At 53.2% G+C, this 22,001-nt stretch carries 17 protein-coding genes; 7 read left to right on the top strand and 10 right to left on the bottom strand.

All coding sequences use genetic code 11. The features are described from left to right. Positions 1-65 precede the first annotated feature (65 nt). On the bottom strand, positions 66-2,369 hold the full coding sequence (locus DG177_RS07530; protein WP_108810919.1) for a DNA translocase FtsK 4TM domain-containing protein: 2,304 nt from the start codon (positions 2,367-2,369) through the stop codon (positions 66-68). Positions 2,370-2,566: 197 nt separating this feature from the next. Between DG177_RS07530 and DG177_RS07525 the strand changes: the two genes are divergently transcribed. Then, entirely contained in the window at positions 2,567-3,799 is a 1,233-nt protein-coding gene (locus DG177_RS07525; protein WP_108812849.1) for an FAD-dependent oxidoreductase, read from the top strand. 5 nt (positions 3,800-3,804) lie between these two features. Here the strand turns inward: DG177_RS07525 and DG177_RS07520 are convergent, their stop codons facing one another. After that, on the bottom strand, positions 3,805-4,572 hold the full coding sequence (locus DG177_RS07520; protein WP_108810918.1) for an SDR family oxidoreductase: 768 nt from the start codon (positions 4,570-4,572) through the stop codon (positions 3,805-3,807). Positions 4,573-4,650: 78 nt separating this feature from the next. Beyond that, positions 4,651-5,325, bottom strand: coding sequence for an OmpA family protein (locus tag DG177_RS07515; RefSeq protein ID WP_108810917.1), 675 nt, complete (start codon positions 5,323-5,325; stop codon positions 4,651-4,653). A 182-nt stretch (positions 5,326-5,507) separates the two neighbouring features. Here DG177_RS07515 and DG177_RS07510 point away from each other — a divergent pair, with 182 nt between their 5' ends. Then, a complete protein-coding gene (locus tag DG177_RS07510) occupies positions 5,508-6,815 on the top strand; it encodes a CNNM domain-containing protein (RefSeq protein ID WP_108810916.1) in 1,308 nt (435 codons plus the stop codon). A 139-nt stretch (positions 6,816-6,954) separates the two neighbouring features. Next, positions 6,955-8,292, top strand: coding sequence for an alpha/beta hydrolase (locus DG177_RS07505; protein ID WP_108810915.1), 1,338 nt, complete (start codon positions 6,955-6,957; stop codon positions 8,290-8,292). 73 nt (positions 8,293-8,365) lie between these two features. Here DG177_RS07505 and DG177_RS17705 read toward each other — a convergent pair whose 3' ends face one another. From DG177_RS17705 to purD, 6 genes are all read right to left on the bottom strand, one after another. Continuing rightward, the gene (locus DG177_RS17705) at positions 8,366-9,031 is read right to left on the bottom strand and encodes a hypothetical protein (RefSeq protein WP_337658624.1); all 666 of its coding nucleotides are present in this window, start codon (positions 9,029-9,031) and stop codon (positions 8,366-8,368) included. Between the two features lie 191 nt (positions 9,032-9,222). Continuing rightward, on the bottom strand, positions 9,223-9,990 hold the full coding sequence (locus DG177_RS07490; protein WP_108810913.1) for an OmpA family protein: 768 nt from the start codon (positions 9,988-9,990) through the stop codon (positions 9,223-9,225). A 210-nt stretch (positions 9,991-10,200) separates the two neighbouring features. Beyond that, a complete protein-coding gene (locus tag DG177_RS07485) occupies positions 10,201-11,988 on the bottom strand; it encodes a vWA domain-containing protein (RefSeq protein WP_337658623.1) in 1,788 nt (595 codons plus the stop codon). 122 nt (positions 11,989-12,110) lie between these two features. Beyond that, positions 12,111-12,887 carry a M48 family metalloprotease gene (locus DG177_RS07480; protein ID WP_337658622.1) on the bottom strand — a complete coding sequence of 259 codons (777 nt, stop codon included), beginning with the start codon at positions 12,885-12,887 and terminating at the stop codon, positions 12,111-12,113. Positions 12,888-13,042: 155 nt separating this feature from the next. Next, entirely contained in the window at positions 13,043-13,873 is an 831-nt protein-coding gene (locus DG177_RS07475; RefSeq protein ID WP_337658621.1) for an SDR family oxidoreductase, read from the bottom strand. Between the two features lie 68 nt (positions 13,874-13,941). Continuing rightward, on the bottom strand, positions 13,942-15,222 hold the full coding sequence (purD, locus tag DG177_RS07470) for a phosphoribosylamine--glycine ligase (protein WP_108810912.1): 1,281 nt from the start codon (positions 15,220-15,222) through the stop codon (positions 13,942-13,944). Between purD and xseA the strand changes: the two genes are divergently transcribed. The 3 genes from xseA (at position 15,221) to DG177_RS07455 (ending at position 17,911) form a co-directional block, all read left to right on the top strand. After that, complete coding sequence (xseA, locus tag DG177_RS07465) at positions 15,221-16,711, top strand: exodeoxyribonuclease VII large subunit (protein ID WP_108810911.1); 1,491 nt, start codon at positions 15,221-15,223, stop codon at positions 16,709-16,711. The genes purD and xseA overlap by 2 nt on opposite strands. Positions 16,712-16,802: 91 nt before the next feature. After that, positions 16,803-17,012: a DUF2093 domain-containing protein gene (locus tag DG177_RS07460; protein ID WP_108810910.1), complete on the top strand. Its 210-nt coding sequence runs from the start codon at positions 16,803-16,805 to the stop codon at positions 17,010-17,012. Positions 17,013-17,080: 68 nt separating this feature from the next. Continuing rightward, positions 17,081-17,911, top strand: coding sequence for a M23 family metallopeptidase (locus DG177_RS07455; RefSeq protein ID WP_443216433.1), 831 nt, complete (start codon positions 17,081-17,083; stop codon positions 17,909-17,911). Positions 17,912-17,934: 23 nt separating this feature from the next. On the opposite strand, the gene DG177_RS07450 is transcribed toward DG177_RS07455, so the two are convergent. After that, positions 17,935-18,498 carry a hypothetical protein gene (locus tag DG177_RS07450; protein WP_108810909.1) on the bottom strand — a complete coding sequence of 188 codons (564 nt, stop codon included), beginning with the start codon at positions 18,496-18,498 and terminating at the stop codon, positions 17,935-17,937. Between the two features lie 399 nt (positions 18,499-18,897). On the opposite strand from DG177_RS07450, the gene DG177_RS07445 reads away from it, so the two are divergent. Then, positions 18,898-21,915 carry a TonB-dependent receptor domain-containing protein gene (locus DG177_RS07445; protein ID WP_108810908.1) on the top strand — a complete coding sequence of 1,006 codons (3,018 nt, stop codon included), beginning with the start codon at positions 18,898-18,900 and terminating at the stop codon, positions 21,913-21,915. Positions 21,916-22,001 lie beyond the last annotated feature (86 nt).

Here is a 22,001-nt window from a genome sequence, read left to right as displayed (position 1 = left end):
AACTCCTGAAAAATTTTCCCGATAACTAGCGCAGAGCGATTGAACATGACCTGAATTGCGGCTTCTTAGATCACTTCACCATTTTGATCGCGCAGCACTTCGCGGCGGCCAATATGGTTGGGCGGGCTGATAAACTGGTCATCTTCCATCCGGTCGATGATCCGCGCTGCTGTGTTATAGCCAATTCTGAGCTGTCGTTGGAGCCAGCTCGTCGATACTTTCTGGCTTTCAAAGACAATCTGGCAAGCCTGAGCATATTGCCGGTCTTCCTTGCTGTCCGACAAGTCTGCACCGTCCAGAGCATAGCTGCCATCTTCGGGTTCCTCGGTCACCGCCTGAATATACTCAGGCGAACCCTGGGCGCGCCAATGATCCGCTATGAGACGTACCTCGTCATCGGAAACAAACGGGCCATGGACGCGGGTCAGCTGCTTGCCGCCTGGCATGTACAGCATGTCACCCTTGCCGAGTAGCTGTTCTGCGCCTTGTTCGCCAAGGATGGTACGGGAATCAATTTTTGACGTGACGTGGAAACTTATTCGCGTGGGCAAGTTCGCCTTGATTACGCCTGTAATAACGTCAACCGACGGGCGCTGGGTGGCCATGATCAAATGGATACCGGCTGCGCGCGCCTTTTGCGCAAGGCGCTGGATGAGGAATTCGACCTCTTTGCCTGCGGTCATCATCAGGTCGGCAAGCTCGTCAACAATGATCACGATCTGAGGCAGCACTTCGTAGTCCAGCTGCTCTTCCTCATAAATAGGGCGCGAGGTTTCAGGGTCATAACCTGTTTGAACCTTTCGACCCAGCGGCTCGCCCTTGGCTTTGGCTGCCTTTACCTTCTCATTATAGTTGGCAAGATTACGTACCGAGATAGACGACATCATCCGATAACGTTCTTCCATTTGCTCGACCGCCCATTTGAGTGCCCGAACCGCCTTGGCGGGCTCGGTTACAACCGGAGACAGAAGGTGCGGGATATCATCATAGGTACTCAATTCGAGCATCTTAGGATCGATCATGATCATCTTGCACTGGTCCGGGGTCAATCGGTAGAGCAGCGATACAATCATACAGTTCAAGCCAACTGACTTACCGGAACCGGTGGTACCAGCGATCAGCAGATGCGGCATCGGCGCGAGATCGGCAATCACTGGATCACCGGAGATATTCTTGCCGAGTATGATTGGAAGCTGCCCGGTTTGATCTTGGAAACTGTCGCTGCCGATCATTTCGTGCAAAACCACGGACTCGCGCTGCGCATTGGGCAGTTCAATGCCCATCACCGTACGACCTGGTATCGCAGCAACACGGGCGGAAAGCGCCGACATATTTCGCGCAATATCTTCGGCAAGTTGAATCACCCGGCTGGCCTTGATGCCCGGTGCGGGTTCCAGCTCGTACATGGTAACCACCGGCCCCGGGCGCACCGCATTGATCGTGCCTTTAACGTGAAAATCGTCAAGCACGGACTCCAGCAGGCGTGCGTTACGCTCCAAACCTGCCTTATCAATTACGTTGTTGGCTTCTTCCGGTCGCGGAGTCAGCAAATCAATTGACGGAAGGGAGTAGGGGCCAAAGAAATCACCCTGTTTACCGCTGGACAGGCTGGCTTTTTTCGGGGGCAAGGCACGGTCACTAATTTCCGGTGGCGGACGGTTATCCGGCTTGACCTCTTTACGAGGTGCCGGCGCTTTCTTTGGTTTTGCAGCAGCATTATTGTCAGGCTCGATGACGAGACCACTATCTTCTTCACTCGATCCGAGTCGCGGCAATTTGAGTTGCGGCATCGAGAAGAGTGGTTTGTCGAGCCGCAGGCTGAAATAGCCGAGCACCAGCCCGCCGGTGACGGTGATTGCCGTTAATACGCCAGATATGATGCCGCTCCAGCTTGTTGAAATGGCATTCAAAACAGCACTGATGCCCTTGGCAGAGAGCATCCCGGCAAGCCCACCCCATCCCGATGGCAGATTAACTTGGCTGTCAGGAAACCAAAGCGACAAGCCAGTGCCGATCAGAAAGGCCGCGATCAGGCACCATAGCAGCTGTTTTTTCCAGTCTGTTTGCGGAATGTCGCGCCACAAGCGATTGGCAAAAACCAATAGAAGCGGCAGAAGCACAACCACCGGCGCGCCGAGCATCGATAGAAGCAGGTCAGAGCTGTAAGAACCAAAGGCACCCATCCAATTATGTTCCACACTGCCCGCTGCGGTGTTCAGGGAAGGATCGCTGGGTGAATAACTCCACAGCGCAAGTATCAGGAAGGCAGTCAAAATACCAAGCGCCACTGCGCCAATCAGTGCCCCACTGCGCAGCAGGCTAACCCGCATAACTTCGCGCCAATTGGCTTCTTTTGCTTTTCCCGCCATAATCTACTCTCGGTACCCGTTTGTTTCCGGGCAAAAGCCCGAACCCATATTAACTATCCTTTCCTTTGCGCGAATCGGTGACTCCGCGTCAAGTTTTGCCGACAAGTTTGTTGTCTATTCTTTGGTCGAACATGCTTTCCTTTCGCCCACGTGAAGCCTATCTTGTGATCACAGAACCGCAAGATAGAGGCTCGTTCATGACCAATTTTGGAAACGAAGGCGATATTGTCATATTGGGCGCTGGTCTGATTGGCCTTACGCAGGCGCTGACCCTTGCCGAACATGGGCTGCGGGTCACGGTCATTGATCGCGCCGAACCTGTTGATTTGCGAGATCCAAAAAGTGATGGCCGGGTGTCATCGATAAACAGCGCGAGCTGGAACATGTTTGAGGCGATTGGACTGTCCGAAAAGCTGGAGCCGCATGGTTGCAATATCGATCGTATTCTCATCAATGACGGCCTAAAACCTGGAAAGCTTGACTTTAAGCCTGACGAAAATGACGGCCCGCTAGGGGTGATGATCGAAAATGCGTTGCTTCAACAGGTGCTATTTGACGCGGCTCAGTCCCATGACCTGATCAACCTGCACATGCCAAAACATGTGCAGCAGGTGGATTATGGTGACCATCAGGTTTCCGTGACTTTAGAGAGCGGAGAGCAATTTGGTGCGCCTTTGCTGATCGCTGCCGATGGCAGAGGGAGTGCGGTTCGCGATGCGGCGGGTATCGTGATGGCGAAATGGCAATATGACCATAGCGCGATTGTCTGTTCCGTCACGCATGAGCAGCCGCATGGGAATACAGCCTATGAGATATTCTATCCTGCAGGACCGTTTGCGGTTCTGCCGATGGGTGACGATGATCGAGGACGGCATCGGTCCGCTATTGTCTGGACGGTGGCGCGCAAAGATGGGCCCGCGCTGGCCAAGATCAATGCACGGGCCTTCCATGCGGAATTGATGAAGAAAACCGGCGGGTTTCTTGGCCAGATGGAATTGCTATCTGACCGCATAACCTATCCGCTCGGTTTTCATCATAGCGCAAGTTTGACATCGGAGCGGCTCGCTCTTGTCGGCGATGCCGGGCACGGGATTCATCCGATTGCCGGGCAAGGGCTCAATCTTGGCCTGCGCGATGTGGCGGCACTGACCGAATGTGTAGTGGATGGCGCAAGAACTGGCCTTGATCTCGCCGATGCACAGATATTGGCACGTTATGATCGCTGGCGGGGGCTCGATAATCTGATGATGTCTGCGGCCACTGATATATTGACGCGGCTTTTTGGATTGCCAGGAGACACGTCCTCCGCGATCCGGCGTTTTGGCATTGGTATCATCCAGCGCATGCCGCCGTTGAAGGACCAGTTCATGGCTGAAGCGCGCGGCGAAAGCGGCGATTTGCCCAAATTACTGATGGGCGATCTTGTTTAGGGTTTTTATCGCGGCCCTTGGCCGTCATCGACCTTGATGATGGTGCCGGTCACACATTCCGATGCAGGGGACAACAGGTATAGCAAACTGCTATCCATTTGATTTGGTTGGCATATGCGTTTGCGTGGGAACTGTTCATAAAAATTTCCCATCCGGCTAGTCATTCCATCGGACATGTCGGTTGCAAAAAGTCCTGGTGCAATCGCGTTGACGTTGATGAAAAATCTCGACCATTCAACTGCCAGCGCTTCGGTTATTCTCGATATTCCGGCCTTGGTGGTGGAATATAGTGCTGCGCCACCGCCGTCATAGTGAGTGGCGGCTATCGAAGAAATATTCACGATCCGCCCCGGTGCCTTCTGTTCGATCAAAGGGCGCGCAAACTCACATGACAATATATAGGCGGCCCGCATATTGGTATCGAGGACATCATCGATCAGTTCGGTCGACATTTTAACAGCACGTGCCGCATCGACAATCCCGGCATTATTGATCAAAATATCAGGTTGTCCCATCGTTGCCGCTACAGCCGGAACAATCGCTTTCAATTGCTCCGCATCGCGCACGTCAAGATCAAAAGCCTGTGCTGTACCTCCATTTTGAGCAATTTCGTCGACCAGCTCGTCAAGCTTTTCCCGTCTTCGAGCGGTGCAGGCTACCTTTGCTCCGCAAGCCGCCAGGACGCTGGCAAAACGGCGGCCCAGGCCAGCAGAAGCACCGGTTACAATCGCGGTGCGTCCGGTCAGGTCAATCGAGAAATTGGGCGTTGTCATTTAGGGGCATCCTTATCCTGTTGTAGGGACAAGGATGCCCGAATGATCATCCGTAAGGCAAGAGGTTAGTGTGCCGACTTACAGATCCTGTTCGCGGATCGGTACAATCTTCAGCTCGACCCGGCGATTGGCAGAGCGGCCTTCTTCGGTGCTGTTGCTTGCGATCGGTTGGCTTTCACCAAAACCGCGGGTTTCGATGCGCGCAAGCTGCACGCCGCTATTGCCCAGATAATAGGCTACAGAAGACGCGCGTCGTTCGGACAGTGACTGGTTATAAGCGTCTGATCCGGTGCTGTCAGTATGGCCATAAACATCGATATAGCTTTTCTCATATTGCGATAGCGTGTTGGCAACGCTTCCCAGAGTTTCCTGAAATTCCGGTTGGATAGCGGCACTGTTGACCGGAAAAGTCACATTGGATGGCATGTTGAGAATCAGATTGTCACCTTCACGGGTCACATCAATACCGGTTCCGGCGGTTTGTTCGCGCAGTTTCTTCTCCTGCTCGTCCATGTAATAGCCGACACCTGCTCCGGCGAGACCGCCAAGCCCCGCTCCGACGATTTTCGCAGTCCGGTCATTGCGACCACCGATAATGTCGCCGAGCAGATAGCCGCCCAGCGCGCCGCCGATGCCGCCAATGGCAGCTTTGGAAAGGACCTGGTTTCCGGTTTCCGGATTGGTCGTGCAACCACTTGCGAGCGTCAGCGCACTTAATGAAAGTGCGGCAATAAATGCTTGTTTGGTACGCATATGTTCGTTCCCTCATAAAGACGTTGCTGGGATAGTTTTATCTTTTGCAACGCGATAGCCGTAATTAACCATAGACAAGATGAACATAAAATTATGAACCGACACTGACAGCAAATTTGATATTTTGTAAAACATGTGGCTATAGAGAATCTTTCGGGCTTATTCCCTTTCTATTGGACAATATGACAGCTTTTCCTTGGTTTGATGTCGCAATCATCGTTATTCTGATTCTGATCAATGGCGTCTTCGCCATGTCAGAGTTGGCGATTGTTTCAGCGCGCAAAGCGCACCTCCATTCCGCTGCCGATCGAGGGAGCAGGGGGGCGAGGATTGCTCTGCGTCTGGCGAGCGACCCCGGCAAGTTTCTTTCAACCGTTCAAATCGGTATTACCCTGATAGGTATTGTCGCGGGTGCCTTTTCCGGCGCAAGTCTGGGCGGCCCGGTGGCGGAGCGCTTGCAAGCTTTGGGGATGGACGCGGATCTTTCGGTAACAGTCGGATTTGCTCTGGTCATAGGTGTGACAACTTATGCGTCTTTGGTCATCGGTGAACTGGTTCCCAAACAATTTGCCCTGCGTTCGGCTGAAAAAATCGCCGTTATCATGGCACCGCCTATGGACCTTCTCGCCCGGCTGGCGGCCCCTCTCGTCTGGTTGCTCGATGGCACCAGTGCGTTGATCTTTCGGATGCTCGGTCTGAAGCGGGATCAGGCGAGCCATGTGACTGCGGAAGAGCTGCAAATGGTCTTTGCCGAGGCCACACGATCGGGCGTGATTGAAGAACATGAGCGAGCGGTGATCGCAGGTGTCGTGCGTATGGCCGATCGGCCGATCCGTGAAGTGATGACGCCGCGCACCGAGGTTGATTGGCTGGATATCAGCGCGACGACCGAAGAGATTCACGCCATGCTGATAGGATCGCCGCATAGCCGATTGCCGGTGGCGGAAGGTTCTGTCGACGAAATTAAAGGTGTTGTGCAGGCCCGTGACATAGCCGCTGTTCAGTTTAGCGGAGAACCCCTTGATTTGCATGAGTTGGTACGTCCACTGGAGAAGGTACCCGACCAGCTAGATGCGCTAGATGCCCTCGATATCTTGCGTGAGGCTGAGGTGCCTATGGTTCTGGTTCATGATGAATATGGCCATTTCGAGGGCATAGTAACCCCCAATGATTTGCTCAGCTCCATTGCCGGTGAATTTGTCTCGGATCAGGATGAGAAAACCCAACGCAGCCTGATTGAGCGCGCAGACGGTAGCTTCCTTGTGTCCGGTGCAATGTCGATGGATGCGCTGGCGGATCGCCTTGGCATCAAACTGCCGGATGATCGGGACTATGCAACGGTTGCCGGCCATGCCTTGAGCCAGCTGCGCCGCCTTCCCGAAGAGGGTGAGAGTTTTGAGGATCAGGGCTGGCTGTTCGAGATTATCGATATGGATGGTCGCAAAATCGATAAGCTAATCGTCCGCGCGTCCAGTCCAGATGCAGACTAAGCCTCTGTCAAAAAAACTGATATCATCGGTTTTCGGAACGAGGTGGGGAACCAGAAACGCTTTGGATCAGAAAGGCTGACACATTGCACCATCTGCGTCTGATCGCCATGCGGTTGTCAAAAACGAAAGGGAATGCCCGATGAAGAAAAGAACAATTGCGGGGACAATTGCAGCCATCATTCTCATAGGCGGTGGCTCGGCCGCCTATGTGGCTTCTCCTACGATCCATGCGGGTCAGGCAGGTGAAGCGCCGGAACTTGGGCGATTGGGCGAGCATAGCATCGGAACAAGTGTCAGAACATTTGCGCTTGAAGATCGCACAAAAATTACAGCCTGGGGCGCAATTTCCGGAAATCTGACCGATGCGAACCGGCAATTGTCAGTGCGGTTCTGGTATCCTGCTACGGCCGGTGACGGGAAAGCAGCCAACTATTCGCATGTCATGCGGTCACCTGGTAAGGAGCCTGTGACCATTTCCGCACAGGGTGTGGCGGTGCCTGATGCCAAAGGAATCACTGATCAGAAATTTCCACTGGTGCTGATGTCTCATGGCTTTGGCGGATGGAGCACGCAGTTTAGCAATCTGGCGGAACAGATTGCGTCGCACGGCTATATTGTTGCTTCGATTGATCATGCCGATATGCCCATTGATGGGGTCACGTCATTCTTGCTGTCCTTTGGTAATGTGCTTGTCGACCGGACTTTGGACCAGCGCCAGATTTTGACGCAGATATTGGCGGACGCATCGTCGGGGTCACAGGCTTATGCTGCGCAAATTGATGCCGATAATGTCGGACTGATTGGTTATTCCATGGGTGGATATGGCGCCATTGCTTCGGCCGGGGCACCCTATGATTATGCGAATGATCCGATGTCGAATATTCCAGAGACTGCCAAAGCGGTAATGGAAGAATCCTCGCAAAAAGCACTGCCGATCAAGTCACTGGTCACATTTGCTCCCTGGGGCGGACAGCCCGATAGCCGGGCATGGACAGCAGAAAGTCTTGGAAAGATTGAAAAGCCGATTCTGGTCGTCACTGGGAACCAGGACGACGTGGTGAACTATGAAGAAGGCGTGAAGTGGCTTTTTGAGAATATGACGGGGTCGGACCGTTATATGCTCGTCTATCGCGAAGCCCGCCACAATATCGTCGGCAATGAATTTGATCTTGATACCGATACCAATTTCACGACTGCAGAATTTCTTAAAGAGCCCGTGTGGCGAAGCGATCGGTTAAACGCCATCAACCAGCATTTTGTGACCGCCTTTCTGGATATGACTTTAAAAGATGACGCATCCAAAGCGGATTATTTGAACGTGCCGAATACAAATTCCAACGATAGCAAGTGGCCGATTGGATTTGGTGAGCAGTTAAACGGCAAAATGGCGGATTCCGAGCAGGCCGATCACTGGAAAGGATTCCAGCGGCGCTGGGCCGTTGGTCTTGAGATGTATCGGCAGGAGAAAAAGCAATAAACGCGTCTTCAGATAGTCCGCCAGAATAAGGTCTGTTGAAGTTACCTCTCGGCCTTCATTCTGGTCGGGGAGACTATAGCTTGCCGTATTTTTTCTCAAAGCCGGTAATATCGTCCTTAGCCAGATATTTCGCTTGATCGATCCATGAATCGCGCGTGATCCGACCACTGAAGCTTTCCAGATATTGATCGACTTCCTGTATCTCGGCCTCTTTCCAAGCGGCAATCTGGTCGAACCGAGTGACACCAAGATTATTCAGCAAACTGTTTAGTTTCGGTCCAACGCCTTTAATCAAGCGCAGGTTATCAGGCTCTCCGACAGCCGGTGCGATCTTGGGCTTGCCCGGCGGTGCGGGTGGCGGAGTGTCGGACACGGCAGGCCGTTTGCGGGGGCGTGCAGCTGAGGCAGCGCCCGGCTTGGCTTTTGCTGCTGCGGTGGCTGCAACTGCAGCAGCGGCTGGTTTGGCCGCCGGTGCAGCTTTTGGTGCCGGTGCTGGTGCGACCTTTGGAGCGGGAGCAGGGGTAGGGGCGGGTGCCGGTGCCGGTGCCGGTTCTGGCGCAACTGGATCGGGTGTTGGAACCACCGCATCACCAGCTTTTTCCAGCAAGCCGTCATCGGCATCAAAATGATCAGACCCATTTTCCCGGCCAGATACGGCCCAGGCCCAGAAAGCCGTGGCGACGCCGATAAGCAACGCGATCAGAAATAGCAGCCAATTTGCAGAAATCAGCGTTATCATTATGTTAAACCCCTATATTCAAATCCAAATATGACAGGCTGAGCCGCGATTGCTACCTTGCCCGTCAATTCCATTCTCATTTTCAATCAAATCTCGTCGCGATTCCGGCCCCAGATGAGCCAGCCAATGCCGAGGCCAATTGCAAAAGTCGTAAGCAGGAGCAACAGATTTTCGACTAATAGTGGCATGCTTCATTCCCCCTGTTGCGATTTCGCATCATTTACTTCTTTTTTATTTCCCGCCTGCACCTTGAATTCAATCCGTCGATTCTGTGCATCTGCTTCTGGGCCCTGCCCGGTAGCTAGCGGTTGTTCAGCGCCGTAGCCGGTTGCGGTTACAAGATTCTCTGGGATACCGCGCTCAATCAGGCCAGCGCGAACACGGTCGGCGCGTTCCTGCGACAGGATCTTGTTGACCTGCGCATTGCCGTTGCCATCGGTATGACCACCCACTGCAATGGCAACGCCGGAGCAGGGTGTGAGTGCCGCCGCTATTTTGTCGAGCAGTTTATTGGAAGCAGGCGATATATAGGCACTACCGGATCGGAAGCTCAGTTTTTCGCCTGAAATTACGGAGTCTACGTTACCCTGACACTTCGTCGCAGCAGGGTCATTTCCATTGCTGGCAGTGTCGGTGCTTGTGTCGGTGCTGCTGTCGGCAACGGATCCTGATACCAGGTCCGTCCCAGCCCAGATTGCACTGCTATCGGTGATTTCTGCAACGGCATCTAGTGCCTTTTGCTTCATCTCATCCGGTACATCACCGTCCAAGACTGCCGTGCGAGACAATGGGTCGCGTGAAAAGGCCACTGTTACGTCGTCCAAACCTTGTGCGGTCAGTTCCGTCTGCGCGGCACTTTCAAGACCTGAGATGAATTTATCACCAGTGGTATAATGTCCGACCAGCGCCAATAGAGCCGTCGCAACCGCACCAGTTAAAATCTTACCCCCAACTTCCATTCCAGAACCCCTTACTCAGTTCGTTTCATCTTTCGTCCATCCCCTAAAATGGAGGATAATTAGGGATGAGTCCAGTTCACCGGGCCGGGCAGATCGCCCAATATCCGACGAGACGAGCTGTAATTGTCCCCATATGAGACAATTACTTAGCAAAGATGGTTAACAGCTTACTGCTTTTCTTGCGAGGTTGGCCGCCAGGCCGAATCAATCTCAACTCTGACTTTGCGCTAAATCACTCAATTTACGGAATTCCTGACGCCAGAAGTTGCCGCCATTTCCGGATAATCTCTGAATATTCCCGTAGTCATAATCGCCAAGATATTTGTCTCCTCGTAACTTCTGTCCGAATGCAGCGACCGCCACGGCAAAGGCCATGTCGCCGCGTGGCGCTTTGGCATTGTTCAGGCTGCCTGCCGCAATCTGGCGCTTTATCAACCGTGATTTGTCACCACCGGGCAGTTTGTAGCGCAACTTGATCTGCGCGATCTCACCGGTGAAATCCGGTTTCCGGTCAACAACACGATTAGCTGGATAGCGGCGTTCAGGAAGCCAACCTGATGATTTTGCTGGCATGATCTCGTAAAGCGCAGTCACCTGGTGGCCAGCGCCGATATCTCCTGCATCTATCTTGTCGTTGGCGAAATCTTCTTCCGCGAGCAGCCGGTTTTCATAACCGATCAGGCGATATTCCTTTACATGCATGGGATTGAATTCGATCTGGATTTTGACGTCCTTGGCGATGGTGAACAAGGTCGAGCTGAGTTCTTCGCCCAGTACCTTCTTTGCCTCCATAGCGCTGTCGATATAGGCATAATTGCCGTTACCAACATTGGCGATACCCTCCATCAACTCGTCCCGAATATTGCCTGTGCCATAGCCGAGCATGGTCAGATTGACGCCTGACTCCCGCTCTTTGGCAACGATTTTTTTCAGTTCGTCAGTATTGGATGTTCCGACATTAAAGTCTCCATCGGTGGCCATGATGATGCGGTTGATGCCGCCTTTGAGAAAGCTTTTTCGGGCGGTGGAATAAGCAAGTTTGAGCGCATCACCTCCAGCTGTCGAACCCCTTGCATAAAGGCAATCCACTGCCTCTTTGACATGATCCTTGTTGGATGTCGGCGCCAGCAACAGACCAACCGTGCCCGAATAGACGACGATGGACACCCGATCATCGCTGCGCAATTCATTCGCCAGCGATGTCAGTGTTGATTTGACGAGCGGCAATTTGTCCTTGCTGCCCATCGAACCGGAAACATCGACAAGAAAAACCAGATTGGCGCGAGGCCGCTCGCTGCTATTGACGTCATAGCCGCGCAGACCGATGCGCAGCAGGCGGCTGGCATCATTCCAAGGTGTGGTGGACAGATCGGTCGACACGCTAAAAGGCGCTTCCCGGCTGGATGGTTCAGGATAATCATAGCGGAAATAGTTGATCAACTCCTCGGTCCGCACCGCAGCTTCGGGCGGCATTTTCCCATCATTCAGGAAACGGCGGACATTGGAATAGCTGCCTGTGTCCACATCCACCGCAAAGGTAGACACCGGTTCATCAGCAACACGCTTAATGCTCGCAACCTCTTCACCGGCATATTTCTCGCGGTCTTGTGGCTGTGGGCGCGGATAGGGATAAGGGTAGGGGCCGGGTACCGTAATCGGTCCGGCAATACGCCGCGCAACACTGGTTGGGCTTCCCTTTTGAAACTGACCAGCGATCGGTGCGGGCGGCGGCGGCGGAGGCGGTGGCGGTGGGAGCGCAGCTGGAGAATTTTGAAGGCGACCCGAGCCCTTTCTTCGTGAGCCTGTGACGATAACCTGATCGCGATCAAAACGAGTAAAAATACTGCAGTTAACCGGATGTGACGGCGGCATTCTAACCAGATCAGGGCGCTTTCCCTGTCGCGACTGGGCCTCAAGCGGAGCCGTGCCTGGTGCGCCTATCAGACCAACCGCCGCAAAGCCGCACAAGATTTTGGAAATACTGGAAAAACGCCGCATGTTCATACCCTCCCGAAATACTCAACCCGGGATAGAAGGTGCCAAAAGCAAGCTGACTGGACTATGAACACATGATATGTTGTTACATAGACCAGTCAGATCAGGCTCTCGTTAGCATGCTCTTAGGCCAGTTGTTTGCGCATCCGTTTCGCGCGGGATTCCGGACTTGGATGTGTCTGCAGCCAAGGCAATCCGCCACCGCCACCGCTCAGTCCAGCAAGCTTATCTAGTGCGGTGACACAAGCCATCGGATCATATTGCTTCTGCCTCATGAAGGCCATGGCATAATCATCCGCTTCTTTCTCATGCTTCTGGCTGTGTTGCGAGCTGATCACATTGCCGAACAACTTACCCAATTTGGAATTGGCGATCGTGCCAACCTTGCCACCAGCAGCATCGGCGACACCAAAGGCGGCTTCTTTCTGCAGGGCACCTTGCATGCGTTTTTTGGTATGACCTTCCTTTACATGGCCAATTTCATGTCCGATCACATAACGGATTTCGTCATCGGTGAATTGATCCATCAGCCCAGCAAAGACCCGGATCGTACCATTGGCCATGGCAAAAGCATTTACGTCACGAACAAGATAGGCTTTGATATCGAGATCAAGCCCATCGTGATTTTTCAAACCTTTGGACAAATTGGCGATGCGTTTGCCATAGGGATCTTTTGGCCCGGCAACCGGATTACGGCTGTCCATATCCGCCGCCATCTGGTCAAAATAGACCGCCATTTCTTCATCATTATAGGACCCGGCCTTGGCGACCTTACCGGCCGCTCCCAAACCCTTTTTCAGGTTAAATTGTGCGTGCAATGGCGCGCTTGCGCTAATTCCGCCAGCCAGCGCGGCAATCACCATGATTTGCCGCCGTGTGAGCAAAGTATCGTCGTTTTTCAAGATTTATCCCTTCCCTAAAAGTGCAAGCCCCTGTTGCCCGGACTATGCAAAAGAGGCCGGCGGCACGCAATGCAATTTGCGACAAAGCCATGTAAATTATCCATTTTCGGGTTCTAAAGGAGCTAGCGTTGGAAGGCCATCGATGAGTTGATTGATCAGAAACCCTGGACCGATCCACCATCCACTTGAATGGATGTTCCGGTGATATAGCTGGCCGCCTCTGATCCCAGGAAAACCGCTAGATTGGCAACCTCCTCCGGTTGGCCAATACGTTGCATCGGAATTTGCGCAGCAATTCCGGCAGCCACCTCTTCAACTGTTTTTCCTGATGCCGCTGATTGCTGTTCCAGGATCTGGGTAACCCGGTCGGTATTGGTGAACCCAGGGCAAACGGTATTTACCAGGATATTGTCGCCTGCGACCTGATTGGCCAGTGTCTTCGCCCAACCCAGTACGGCCATGCGGATGCTGTTGGACAAGGTCAATCCGGGGACAGGCTGTTTCACGCCAGATGATGATATGTTGATAATCCGGCCCCATTTTTGTGCTCGCATATGTGGCAGGACCAGCCGTGTCAGACGGATAACAGACATGAGGGTTAGCTCGACTGCCTTGTTCCAATCTTCATCAGCCAGATCTTCAAAAAGGCCAGGCGGTGGCCCGCCCGCATTGTTGACCAATATGTCGATATGGCCAAATTTCTGGGATACCGATTGAACGACCCGATCAATGTCCTGTGATTTCGAAACATCTCCAGTCAGCGCCAGACAACCAGGCATTTGCGCTGCAGCGGCATCAAGATTGTCCTGCGATCTTCCGCAAATCGCCACCTGGGCGCCGCATTTGTGAAATCCCAGGGCCGTTGCCAATCCGATGCCCTTGCTACCAGCGGTGACAAGCACGATTTTATTTTCAAGATTTAGATCCATAAGGCCAACCTGCCGGAACAAAGCGCCAATGTATAGTCCAGATAGACCTGCCGCCATTGCTGGTTCTGGCCGGCGGTGCGGTCAAAGCAACGATCCCGATCGCCGAGCCGAGATTTGCCAATGGTTTAGTCTTCGCTTTCCCGGGCAACCTCTCGCCAACCAATATCGCGGCGGCAAAAGCCAGTGGCGAAATCAATCTGATCCACAGCAGCATAGGCCTTGGTCTGCGCTTGGGTGGTGTTTTTGCCAAGCGCCGTGACATTTAGCACGCGACCGCCGTTGGCAACCAATTTACCGTCAACCTCTGCGGTCCCGGCATGGAATATCTTTGTGCCTTCGCGTTCTGCACGGGCGAGGTTCTGGATCTTTCCACCTTTTTCAGGCGTACCGGGATAGCCGTTAGCGGCCATGACGACGGTTAAGGCGGTTTGCGGATCAAATTCCGGTGCACTGACCTGGCCCAGTTCCCCTTTCGCTGTGGCCCGCATGATCGCGGCAAGATCAGACTTCAGCCGCAGCATGAGAACCTGGCATTCCGGGTCGCCAAAGCGGGCATTATATTCAATCAATTGCGGACCGGTTTCTGTTAGCATCAGCCCGGCAAAGAGGACCCCACTATAAGGCGTGCCTTCGGCGGCTAGCGTATCGACCGTAGGCTGGATGATTTCGTCCATGACTTGTTTTTGCAGCGCCGTCGTAAGAACTGGTGCTGGGCTATACGCACCCATGCCGCCGGTATTCGGGCCGACATCACCTTCACCGACGCGTTTGTGGTCTTGCGCCGTGCCGAAGGGGATTACGTTTTTGCCGTCGGTAATCGCAAAAAAACTGGCTTCTTCGCCTGTCAGAAATTCCTCGATCACCACTTCAGCACCGGCATCACCAAATCCGCCTTCAAACATCATTGCAATGGCTTTTTCTGCCTGTGCGCGGGTTTCTGCAATGATGACGCCTTTGCCTGCGGCCAGCCCGTCCGCCTTGATAACAACCGGAATTGTGAATTTGTCGAGTGCCGCCAATGCATCCATTGCATTGGTCGTGCGAACATAACCGGCAGTGGGGATGTTGGCACGGGCACAAAGGTCCTTGGTAAAGCCTTTTGATCCTTCAAGCTGTGCTGGCGCTTGGTCTGGACCAAAGACCAATATGCCCGCTGTCCGCAGGCTGTTACCCATCCCATCCACCAAAGGCGCTTCGGGCCCTACAACGACCAAATCTATCTTGTTGCGTCCACAAAATTGGATCACAGCGCTATGATCCAGAATGTCCAGTTTTACGTATTCCGCATGATGAGCAATACCTGGGTTGCCGGGACTGGCATAAAATTTCTCGACAGACGGGGATTGCGCCAGCTTCCATGCCAAGGCATGTTCACGGCCACCGGACCCGAGCAACAGGATATTCATGGACGACTCTCTTTCTCTAGACGCGAAGCTGTTAGCCGAGAGCGGCGCTGGCGACAATGCTGCTCCTCTGTCCGTGTCAGAAATATCTGGCACACTAAAAAGAGTCGTCGAGGATCGCTTTGGTTATGTGCGGATCAAGGGAGAGATTTCCGGCTATAAACGCGCAGCATCCGGACATGTCTATCTTGCACTAAAAGACGATAAGGCGGTGCTTGATGGGGTGATGTGGAAAGGCAATGCGGGACGGCTGCCCTTCCAGCCAGAAGACGGGATTGAGGTTGTCGTTTCCGGCAAACTGACCACTTATCCCGGACGTTCCAAATATCAGGTCGTGATCGACAAGATGGAATTGGCGGGCGAGGGCGCGCTGATGCAGCTTTTTGAAAAGCTGAAGGCTAAATTGCACGCCGAAGGACTATTTGATCAGGACCGCAAACGCGCGATACCGTTTCTGCCCAAAACGATCGGTGTGGTGACGTCGCCGACCGGTTCCGTCATTCGAGACATTTTACACCGGTTGGCAGATCGCTGTCCCAGTCATGTGATCGTCTGGCCGGTATTAGTACAGGGCGAGGGGGCTGCGAAACAGATTGCCGGGGCGATTAACGGTTTTTCAGGCATGCAAAGTGAAGGCGGGATGACCAAGCCCGACCTCGTAATTGTCGCGCGAGGCGGCGGTTCGATCGAAGACCTTTGGAGCTTTAACGAGGAAGAGGTGGTGCGGGCGATTGCGGATTGTTCCGTTCCGCTTATCTCTGCCGTTGGTCATGAAACCGATACTACATTAAGCGATTTTGCTGCCGACCTGCGGGCACCAACGCCGACAGCTGCGGCGGAAATGGCAGTGCCGGTGCGGGCCGAATGGTTGGCATCGCTGAGTGAATCGAAAGCCCGGATGGCACGATCGGTCCAGCGCGGTTTTACCACTGCGCAAGAACGATTGGAGGCACAGCGCCGCTTGATGCCAGCGTTGACCGATTTGCTCCGCCCGCATCAGCAACGTGTAGATGAGCTGTCTGACGGAATGAAATATGCCATGGGACAAAATGTCGCCAAGGCCCGCAGCAGATTTTCGGCTTCAGAAGGCGCATTGCGGCCCGCCATGCTTCGCCAGCGGCTGGATGCGGCGAAAGCCCGGCTGGATCGTCTGGATTTACCAGTGGCGCTGGTCAAACGGCCCCTGGATGATGCGCGCCAGCGGCTCGACAGCCTTTGGCGATTGGCGCAACAAGTGTCGCCCGATGGTCCGCTGAAACGCGGCTATGCGAGAATATCGGGATTGGACGACCAGTTTATTGGCAGCAAGGCAATGGCTGAGCTTGCCAGCGCCGTAAATCTGCATTTCCATGATGGCACGGTGGCGGCGCAAATTACGGACGCGCCGATCGAAACAGCGAAAAAGGCAGCAAAAAAGGCTGAACCAGCCGCCAGGCCAAAACCTGCTAAAGTCAAAAAACCGGTGGATGACAGGCAACAGGATTTGTTCTAGGCGATTTCTTTGTTATGGAAGTGGTAAATATTTATCGGTAAATCACTATTGGTAAATCACCGGTAAATGCTGCGCGGAGTAAGGTTTTCCTATGTTAATGTCCAATCGCAACAAAGTGGCGAAGCTCTATTATATGCCGAACGGGTTTCGACCATTATCCTCTGGTGACCATGTTTTATGTGCGATTACCAGTGAACAGATTCCGCTCGACGAGCTTCGTTATTGGAGTGTCGAGAAACAGGAAGCCTATGCAACGGCGCAGATCTCTGTCCAGGCGCACTTGCCGGAAGAGGAAAAATAATAGTGCCTAAGAAAATCATCATTGGCGGCGGCCTGGCTTTGGTGGGTGTCGCTGCTCTCTCGTTACCCTTGTCATCCTCTCTAGCAAAGGGCGCCGCGGCAGAAGCTGCTGATGCGGCGGAACAATCTGCCTTTCGCAAAGCGGTCAAGTTCGGTTTTACCGGACAGGAAATTCAGGGCGGTGTGATGTTGGGCAATGCTCCGGCAGGAACCCGCAGCATTTCGTTTGACGGGCAACCTGTTCCCGTGGACGAAGATGGCAAATTCATTATCGCTTTTAACCGTGACGCGGGCCAATCGGCACAGATGGTTGCGACGCTTGAAAATGGCGAAACGATTAAGAAATTTTTCAACGTAGCACCACGCAAATGGAAAATTGAACATGTCAATGTCGCTCGTCGCAGTGGCGGGCCGAGTGCTGCGTTCATGGCACGCCGTCGCCCGGAACTGGCACGGATCAACGCGGCGCGTCAGGTGAAAAGCGACAGCAAAGGCTGGCGCCAGACGTTCATTTGGCCTGCCAAGGGCCGAATTTCCGGTATGTTTGGATCACAGCGCGTCTACAAGGGTGAGCCGGGCAGTTATCATAGCGGTGTCGATATTGCCGGTGGCGCGGGCACCTATTTTGTTGCGCCAGCTGACGGGGTTGTGACCCTGGCGGCGGACAAGCCGTTCTCGCTGGAAGGCAAATTGCTGATGATCGATCATGGCATGGGGCTGAACAGTGCTTTTCTGCATGCCTCAAAGATACTCGTCAAAGAAGGTCAGGAAGTAAAACGCGGCGAACCGATCGGCCGTATCGGTGCTACAGGCCGTGCGACCGGACCTCATCTGCACTGGTCGATGAAGTGGAACAAAGCACGCATCGACCCAATCTTGCTGACCGGACCAATGGGCTAGTAGAATAGCCGCCAGCTAAGCTATCAGTTTACGATCCGCTTGACCTTGAAGGCACGGCCATCATTCACCTTGGCCACAAAGCTCCCTAGCGAGCCGCGCTCAACGACAATTGAATCGCCAGCTTTGGGACGCCGAGAAGTGCTCCGCGGTGCCGAAGTTTGTTGCCAGACTGCGCCGTCCTCCAGCTTGAGGGTCCATTTGCCGCTTCGGCCTTTACGGGCCGAGGCAATCGTCCCTTCAACCTGATTGATCTGATCGCCTTCGTCGCCGTCTCCGCTAAATAGCTTGATCCGGGGCAGTGACAGCCCGAACAAACCGCGCCTAGCTTCCCGGACTTGCTCGCGGTCAGCAATCACAACCTGATTGTTGGATTGGGCGGTTTCCAAGGCGGCTACTTTTTCATCAAAACAAGCCAGCCGTTGTTCCGCCTCCAAAATGTTCTTACAAGCGACAAGGTCAGTATATATGGCGGGCGGCGTAGAAACCGCTTCATCCTTTTCCGAAGCGATGGCCGGAACACCGGTAAAAAAAGATGCACATACCAGTGCAGAGGCAAATCTGCGCGTTGCAATTCTTAGACTGTTCATATCTTGCTCCATGCCGAACTTGGCTGTGATTCCAATACCTGTCTCGCATCGGAACTGCTGATTGTGATTGCCCTACCAGATTGGCGGCAAGGTGCAATCGTCTGACATCATGGTAAATGATCGAATTGGTCTTTTCTACGCTAGTGTAAATAAATCCACCGGCTTTAACTGGTTAATTGACCTCGCCTCACCTTATGAAACTGTGGCAAAATAGTTACATTATATACAAAAGCGCGCCGAAAAGCTGAACATGAGCTTTACAGGATTGTGCAATTACGGCATCTGCCAGCCATTCCGATGGAATTTTGCGCGTGTCCAAAGCGTGCGTGATTCGATTGGACAACTACAGAAGCGGGCCATTGGGGGCCCTGCTCCTCCAGAATAAGGGACTGGAATAACATGAAAAAATTTACGAAGCTGATGAGCGGTACAGCACCAGTGGTGCTTGGCCTCGCTATGGTTTCAGCACCTGCCTATGCGCAGGATCAAGATGTACAAGATGCCGATGCAGTTGATGAGGAAGTCATCGTTGTTACCGGTTCTCGTATCAGCAACCCTAACCTTGAGCTTTCCAGCCCAGTTGGCGTTGTAACCTCTGAAGAGCTGGAACTGCGTCAGACCAACGTGGCTGAGCAATTCCTGCGCGAACTGCCTTCAGCAATTCCAAGCATTGGTTCTGCTGTTAACAACGGTAACGGCGGTTCTTCTTTCGTTAACCTTCGCGGTATTGGTTCGGTTCGTAACCTCGTCCTGCTTGACGGACGTCGTTTCGTTCCTGCTGACACAACTGGCCGTGTTGACCTTAACTCCATTCCTCTGGCCGTTATCGAACGTACAGATGTTTTGACCGGTGGTGCAACGACCACATATGGTGCGGACGCAATCTCCGGTGTTGTCAACTTCATCACCAAGCGTGATTTTGCTGGCATTGAGTTGAACCTCAGCGAGCAGCTGACCGAGCAGGGTGACGGCAACGTATTCCGCGCTGACCTTACCATCGGTGCGAACTTCGACGATGGCCGTGGTAACGCTGTATTGAGCGTTGGCTATCAGGATCAGGATGCTGTCTTCCAAGGCGATCGTCCTTTCGGTGAATTCAACGTGAGCTCGTTCTCGGGTAACCCTGGTGGTTCTTCAAACGCTGTTCCTGCGAACATTGTTTTCAACAGCTTGAATGATCCTGTTACAGGTGACCCATTCACGGCTGGTATTCAGGCGCAGATCAATGATGCGGGTACCGATATTATTTCGAATGACCCTACCAATCTGCAAGACAATGGCGAATTCAACCCAACACCATTTAACTTTAACCCGTTCAACATTTTCCAAACACCTTTCGAACGGTTTAATATTTTCGGTGCAGCTCGCTATGAAATCAACGAAAATATCGAGCTTTACTCTCAGGCTGCGTTCTCGAAACAGACCGTTTCGACGATCATTGCTCCTGGTGGATCGTTCTTCAACACCTACACCTTCAACCTCAACAATCCTCTGATCCCAGAAGCGATTGCACAGCGCTTTGGTGCAGGTCTTGGATTGACCGGCGCTGCTTATGATGCAGCACGTAATACGCCAGACGGCCCACTGCTGGCTGACGGTACGGCAAACCCGGACTACACAACTTTCCAAGCTCAGGTTCGTCGTCGTACAGTTGAAGTTGGTACACGTAACTCCGAGTTTACCTCGACGTTGTTCAACATCGTTGTTGGTGCACGCGGCGCGATTACCGACAGCATCAACTATGATGTTTCGGCAACCTATGGTGAGAGTGAGCGTATCCAGCGTCAGAGCGGCTTTGCTCGTCGTGAGCGTGTCGATAACTCCATTCTCGGACTGCCAGACGGCACTTGCGTAAATGGTGGCGGAGACGGCTGTGTTCCAATTAACTTCTTCGGAACACTCGGCAACCTTGGTCCTCAAGCGGCTCAGGATTATGTCTTCAATCTGACTCAGCAAGTGATTACCGGTACATCGATCGCTACCGTAAACGGTACCGTAAGCGGTGATCTTGGCTTTGGTATCTCTGAGACACCAATCCAGTTTGCTGTTGGTGGTGAATATCGTGAGTTCACAGCAACCCGTTTGTCTGACGAAGCTTCGCAGACACCTGGTGCTGTTGTTGGTGGTGGCGGTGCTGCTCCTGACATTAACGGTTCTTACGATGTGTACGATGCGTTTGGTGAAGTTAGCATTCCTGTTTTCGAAGGTGAGTCTTTCGCTGAAAGCCTGACCATCGATCTGGGTGCTCGCTACTCAGACTATTCAACTGCTGGAACCGAGTTTACCTGGAAAGCAGGCGGTAGCTGGGAAGTTATCCCAGGCCTGACCTTCCGTGGTAACTATCAGCGTTCTTCACGCGCACCTAATATCGGTGAGCTGTTTACGCCGGTCTCTACTCAGTTGAGCAACCTTGCAAACGACCCATGTCAGGGTCCAGTAGCACCAACTGGCAACCTCTTGGCTGCTTGTTTGGCTCAGGTTGATCCAGGCAGCCCTGCGGCCGCCCAGATCACTGCGGGTAACGTTGCTCCGCCAGCCGCTGGTCAGATCAACATCACAACTGGTGGTAATCTGAACCTCGGTACGGAAGACGCAACAACCTGGACTGTTGGTGTGGCATTTCAGCCAGACTTCGTTCCTGGTCTGTCGGTAACCATTGATTACTTCAACATATTGGTCACCGATGCGATCTCAGCACCAACGCCTGGTGACTCGATTGCTGCATGTTTCAATGCGCCATCCGGTACGAACCCGTTCTGTTCACAAGAGTTCATCTCTCGTAGCCCGTTCACTGGCGGTCTCGACGGTGACCCGTCAACCACTCCAGGTTTGATCTTGCAACAGAGCAACCTGGGCCGGATCGAAACCGACGGTATCGATCTCAGCATCCGGTATGGCACCGAACTGACCGACAGTATCGATCTGAATATGTCGTTCGACGGTACCTGGACCAACAAGAACCTGTTCCAGGCGACTCCAACGTCCATCAATCGTGAATGTGTTGGTTTCTACTCGGTCAACTGTAACCCTCAGTCAGAGTTTGCGTTCTCGCAGCGTACTTCTTTGACCTTCGAAGAAGACTATACCTTGTCTCTTCGCTGGCGTTACCTGAGTGGTGTTGAGCAAGAGCCACAGGATATTATCGATAATGGCGAAGCCTTCATCGGTGACTCTCCGTTGTTCGGTAATGTTGACTTCACCGAGATCGGAGCGGAACATTATTTCGACCTTACCTTCCAGTGGGATGTAAGCGAAAATGTCTTGTTCACGTTGACGGCTCAGAACCTGTTCGACAACCAGCCAACGGTTGTTGGTTCGAACATTGGTTCGACAGCGTTCAACAGCGGTAACATCTACCCATCAAGCTATGATCCTCTGGGTCGTCGCTATGGCGCTAGCGTGAAATTCAGCTTCTAATCCAAACGGTTAGAATTGAAATGAAGAGGGCGGGCCAATTGGCCCGCCCTTTTTCGTTGCACATAAATGTAAATTTGATACTATTT

This window comes from Sphingorhabdus sp. Alg231-15 (genome assembly GCF_900149705.1).
GTDB lineage: Bacteria > Pseudomonadota > Alphaproteobacteria > Sphingomonadales > Sphingomonadaceae > Parasphingorhabdus.
The sequence above is the reverse complement of the archived record's forward strand: the minus strand, read 5'-3'. Positions and strand labels throughout refer to the sequence as shown.